Here is a 5,027-nt window from a genome sequence, read left to right as displayed (position 1 = left end):
CGATTCGGTGGTGAGGTAGGTGCGGCCAAGGGTCATCGCCGTCTCGGTTTCGGAGTCCATAATGATCATATGGGCGAACAGCGTCATGTTGGGCGCGATCGGCTCGGGATTGCCCTGATAGAACATCGGCATGTCCATCCATGACGGTGTGAAGCGGGCGCCGACCGAATAGCCGCAGGCGTTCAGCCGGTGCTTGGTCAGGTTGTGGGCTTCGAGCGTTCGGGCATGCGTGTCGAAGACGTCGCCGAAGGTGTTGCCGGGCGTCATCGCCTTCTCCACCGCCAGAAGCGCGGCGCGGGCAGCATCGAACAGCTCCTGATGGCGCTTCGAGACCCTTCCGGTCAGCGCCGTGCGCATCATCGGCGCGTGATAGTGGTGGAAGACGCCGGCCCATTCGAGTGTCAGCTGGTCGTTCTTGGTCAGCTTGCGGCGCCCGGCCTTGTAGCGGCAGAGCAGCGCGTCGACGCCGGAGCCGATAATGAATTCATTGGCCGGGTAGTCGCCGCCGCCGGCAAAGACCGCGCCCTGCATGGCGGCAAGGATCAGCGCCTCGTCGCCGCCCTGCTTGATCAGCGGCAGGGCAGCATCGAGCGCGTCGTCGGACAGGCTGGCGGCCTTTTCGGACTTGGCGATCTCGGCCGGGCTCTTGAACAGACGCAGCCGTCCAACGATGCCCGATGCATCGGCGATCTGGCCGAAGGTCTGCAGTTGCTCGTCGAGGCGGCGGCCGTTGTACGCCGTCAGGCCATGGGTGTCGTATTCGACGCCGATGCGGGCGCCGAGCAGGTCGAGCTCGTTGAGCAGGTTGCGCAGGTCGATCGCCGGGTTGGCGCCGTCGCGGTCGGTCCACAGGACGATGTTGTCGATGATCGAGGTTTGGCGCGCCTGCCTGAGATCGGCCGAGCGGGTCAGCAGCACCATCGACCCGTCGGCCTTCACCACCAGGCACTGGAAGAAGCAAAAGCCGAACGTGTCGTATCCGGTCAGCCAATACATGCTCTCCTGCGCGAACAGGAGCACGGCATCGAGCTTCTTCTCCGTCATCTCGATGATCAGCCGGTCACGCCGCGCGTCGAATTCCGATCGTTCGAAGTGCAGCGCCATTATTCTTTCTCCAAAACAATTGCCGAAACCTGGCGTCCGTAATCCGCTTCCTTGCGATGGGTGGTGCGCCGGTAGGAATAGAAAAGGTGTTCTTCAGTGTAAGTGCAGCGGCCGAGACCCTCGGCGGTGACGCCCGTCTTTCTCAGCCGGTCGACCGTATAGAGGTTGAGGTCGAACAGCGCATGGCCGGGTTTGGCCGATGGCGCGAAATAGCTGATGTTGCCGGCATCGGCGTCGACGAAACGCGAGATGAATTCGGGTCCGACCTCGTAGTTCTCCGGCCCGATCGACGGTCCGAGAACGGCAACGATACGCTCGCGGCGTGCGCCGAGGCCTTCCATCGCCGCGACCGTGTTTTCGAGCACGCCGGCGAAGGCGCCTTTCCAGCCGGCATGCGCGGCGCCGACGACGCGCGCCTCGGTGTCGGCGAACAGCACCGGCCCGCAATCGGCTGTCGAGGCGCCGACAGCTATGCCCGGCCGGTCGGTGACGATGGCGTCGGCCGTGGGACGAGGGCCGGCAAAGGGCTCCCTGGCGATGACGACATCGGGCGAGTGGACCTGATGCGCGGTCAGCAGATGGCTGGCCGGCACCCCCATCCATTCGGCGACGCGGCGGCGGTTCTCTTTGACGCGCTCCTGATCGTCATTCGAGCCGGTGCCGATGTTGAGGCCGCGATAGATGCCGTCGGAGACGCCGCCGATACGGGTGAAGTAGCCGTGGCGGATGCCCCTGGCTTTCGCCGCTTCGAGCAAGGGTGAGCGAACAGGATCCGGTTTGGTCTGATTGAGCATGGATGGGTTTGTTGTCCGCGCCGGCGATTTCGTCAAGGTGAAGTTCGGACAAGAGCCCGTCGCGCGACCGGGTTCGCAACCCGGCCGCCCGCCTTGGCTCAAGAGACTGGACCGGCCTTAGGCAGGATTTTCAGGACCTTGAACAACTCCCCCATAGCATCATGCCCAGCCAGCCGCTCAACGGCGTCGGAAATGGCTTGCCGCGACTTTCCATCCGCCTTAGCGCCCAGCGATCCCGCCCTTTCGAGCAGGCCCATGCCGAGCAGGAAATCGCCCTGCGTGGTCGTTTCGACATTGAGGCCGTGCGCCCGGGCGGTCGCTGCCAGGGCGGCGAAATCGACGTGCGCGGTGAGGTCCGCTTCGCCCGGATTGGCCAGCACGTTGTCGTGATCATGCTTGCGCAAGGCCTGCAGCGTGTCGCCGATGCCAGGCCGGAGATGGCCGTAGTCGATGAAAAGGCCGGCGCCGCCGTGCCCCGCTATCCGCTCAGCGATCGTTCCCATCAGCGCGGCGCGGGCCGGCGCCAGTTCGACGATCGCGCCTTGCGGCGCGTCCTCGGCGTCGTCGGGCACCAGGGACGGATCGACCGAGCCTGCGCCGGCGAAGAAGCGCAGGCCATCGTCATCGTCGAGGCCGATCATCCGTTCGCGCCAGCCGGCACCGCTGCGGACGAACTGGCGGATGGGCACGGCGTCGAACAGTTCGTTGCCGACGATGAAGAGTGGCGCCTTCGGCAACGTTTCGACGGTTTCGTGCCAGTCGAGTCTCACCGGCTGGCGGGTGAGCGTCCGCTGCTGGATTTCGGTCAGGCGCGGGCTTGCCTCGATCATGGCGAAGGTGGCGCCGCCTGCGAAAGCGGGATCGAGGCGCAGGAAGGTGCGCAGCAAGTCCTGCATCAGCGTGCCGCGGCCGGGGCCGATCTCGGCGACGGTGGCGGGCAGAGGCCGGCCAGCCGCCTGCCAGGCCTGGTAGAGCCAGACGGCGACCAGCTCGCCGAACATCTGGCTGATCTCCGGCGCGGTGACGAAGTCGCCCGCGGCGCCGAAAGGCTCGCGCGTGGTGTAGTAACCGTCCTCGGGGTCGAAAAGGCACAGCGCCATGTATTCGCTGACGGGGATCGGCCCCACCCTGCCGATGAGATCGATGATGCGGGTCTTCAGCCGCGTCATGCCGGTTGCGTCTGCGTCACCGGCCTGGCGGTGGCCATCGCCCAGATGCCGGCCAGCACCATGGGCGTCGACAGGATCATGCCCATGGTCAGCCAGTTGGTGCCCAGCAGATAGCCGAGCTGCTGGTCGGGCTCGCGGAAGAACTCGACGAAGATGCGCGACAGGCCATAGCCACAGATGAAGGCGCCGCCGACGAAGCGCGGCGTCTTCAGCTTCAGCCTGGAATGGGTGAGGAAGCGCAGCACGAGGAACAGCACCAGGCCCTCGAGCAGGGCTTCATAGATCTGGCTCGGATGGCGCGAAAACGGTCCGCCATTGGGAAACTCCACCGCCCATGGCACGTCGGTTGGCCGGCCCCAGAGCTCGGAGTTGATGAAGTTGGCGACGCGCACGAGGCCAAGCCCGACCGGCACGCCGGCCGATACGACGTCGAACAACGTCCACGTGCGGATACCGCGCTTGAGCGAAAACAGGGTCATCGCCAGGATGACGCCGAGCAGGCCGCCGTGAAACGACATGCCGCCCTGCCAGACGGCGACGATATCCAGCGGATGCGCGATGTAGCGCGGCAGGTCGTAGAACAGCACATAGCCGGTTCGCCCGCCGACCACGACGCCGATCGCTGCCCAGACGATGAAGTCGTCCAGATCCTCCGGCTTCATCGGCAAGGCGCCGTCGGGCCACAGTCTTGCATTGGTGACCAGGCGCTTGGCGTACCACCAGGCAAAGAGGATGCCGACGATGTAGCCGACGCCGTACCAGTGCACCGCCAGCGGGCCGATCTGGACGATGACCGGATCGATGTTGGGGAAGGGCAGGGAGGTCAGCGGCAACAGAAAATATTCGCTCAACAGGGTCTCCCGGGCGCGGTCTGGTTTCGGGCGCGGACCATGCGGCAGGGTTTTGGCAGGGTCAAGGCAAGCCTGCGCTTGCATTCCGCGCCGCGCGCCACTACGTCAAATCGAGCAAGCGAGGATTTGCCATGTCGACCGGACCGAACCGCATTCTCGATGAATTCGCCAAGCTGATGACGGATGCCGCCGGCGCCGCGCAAGGCGTGCGGCGCGAGGTGGAGACGGCCTTCAAGGGCCAGGCCGAGCGAATCCTGAATACCATGGATGTAGTGCAGCGCGAGGAATTCGAGGCCGCGCGCGAGATGGCGGTGAAGGCGAGGGAGGACAACGTTCTGCTCGCCGCCCGTATTGAGGCGCTCGAGGCCAAGCTTGCCGAACTCACCGGCCAGGCCGCACCAGCGGCGGCGGCGAAGCCCAAAACAAAAAAATAATCGTTAAACTTTTCCACAAAGCACAATCCGAAAAAGCGCTTTGCCGTGAATCGCTTACCGGCATTGCATGAATCATCGCGACAGCGCCTTTCCACATGCGAATGACGCAGTGCGAAAAATTGGGCTGGTCACGCGACTCCCGATCAATAGACTGAATTTGTTGCATGATTCGAAGCAGGGATCATGCGCCGGGCGGTGGGGTTCGGTCTGGGTCTTTGCGTTTGAGAAAGTCCTGGCCGTCCGAGTTCTAGACAAGATTGTTCGTCGTGTGTGCCCCGCGGAGCGTGCGGCGCTCCCCTGAACACAGGAAGCATCCATGGAACTTCTCGAACTCGAATTCTCCCGCGAAATCCACCCGGTGGACGTCATCGAGCAGGTGGCGCACAACAATGACTGGTCGTTCGAGCGTGCCGGCGACGACGAGATTTCGATTTCGGTGGCGGGAAGCTGGACCGACTATCACGTCTCCTTCTCCTGGATGGAGGATTTCGAGGCGCTGCACCTGGCCTGCGCCTTCGACATCAAGGTGCCGGAAGCGCGCGCGCTGGAAGTGATGCGGCTCCTGTCGCTGATCAACGAACAGATGCTGTTCGGCCATTTCGACCTGTGGGAGCAGGAAGGCGCGATCATGTTCCGCCAGTCGCTGCTGCTTGCCGGCGGGGTCGAGCCGTCCAG

The 5,027-nt window shown here is 64.4% G+C and carries 6 protein-coding genes; 2 read left to right on the top strand and 4 right to left on the bottom strand.

Going from position 1 to position 5,027, the window contains the following annotated elements; all coding sequences use genetic code 11:
* From EN745_RS29850 to lgt, 4 genes are all read right to left on the bottom strand, one after another.
* The coding region (locus EN745_RS29850; protein WP_145992206.1) for a Xaa-Pro peptidase family protein at positions 1–1,104 on the bottom strand (1,104 nt) is incomplete at its 3' end.
* Positions 1,104–1,898 carry a peptidoglycan editing factor PgeF gene (gene pgeF / locus EN745_RS29845; RefSeq protein WP_126058689.1) on the bottom strand — a complete coding sequence of 265 codons (795 nt, stop codon included), beginning with the start codon at positions 1,896–1,898 and terminating at the stop codon, positions 1,104–1,106. The genes EN745_RS29850 and pgeF, both read right to left, overlap by 1 nt.
* A 98-nt stretch (positions 1,899–1,996) precedes the next feature.
* Positions 1,997–3,067 carry a class I SAM-dependent methyltransferase gene (locus tag EN745_RS29840; protein WP_127422900.1) on the bottom strand — a complete coding sequence of 357 codons (1,071 nt, stop codon included), beginning with the start codon at positions 3,065–3,067 and terminating at the stop codon, positions 1,997–1,999.
* Positions 3,064–3,918: a prolipoprotein diacylglyceryl transferase gene (gene lgt / locus EN745_RS29835; RefSeq protein ID WP_126058691.1), complete on the bottom strand. Its 855-nt coding sequence runs from the start codon at positions 3,916–3,918 to the stop codon at positions 3,064–3,066. Before lgt ends, EN745_RS29840 begins: the two co-directional genes overlap by 4 nt.
* Positions 3,919–4,049: 131 nt before the next feature.
* Here lgt and EN745_RS29830 point away from each other — a divergent pair, with 131 nt between their 5' ends.
* Together EN745_RS29830 and EN745_RS29825 are read left to right on the top strand one after the other, a co-directional pair.
* A complete protein-coding gene (locus EN745_RS29830; RefSeq protein WP_127422899.1) occupies positions 4,050–4,352 on the top strand; it encodes an accessory factor UbiK family protein in 303 nt (100 codons plus the stop codon).
* Positions 4,353–4,668: 316 nt separating this feature from the next.
* A partial coding sequence (locus tag EN745_RS29825; RefSeq protein ID WP_127422898.1) for a YbjN domain-containing protein occupies positions 4,669–5,027 on the top strand: 359 nt, incomplete at its 3' end.

The organism is Mesorhizobium sp. M4A.F.Ca.ET.022.05.2.1 (assembly GCF_003998845.1).
Classification (GTDB): Bacteria; Pseudomonadota; Alphaproteobacteria; order Rhizobiales; family Rhizobiaceae; genus Mesorhizobium.
This window is presented reverse-complemented; position numbering and strand designations above follow the sequence as displayed.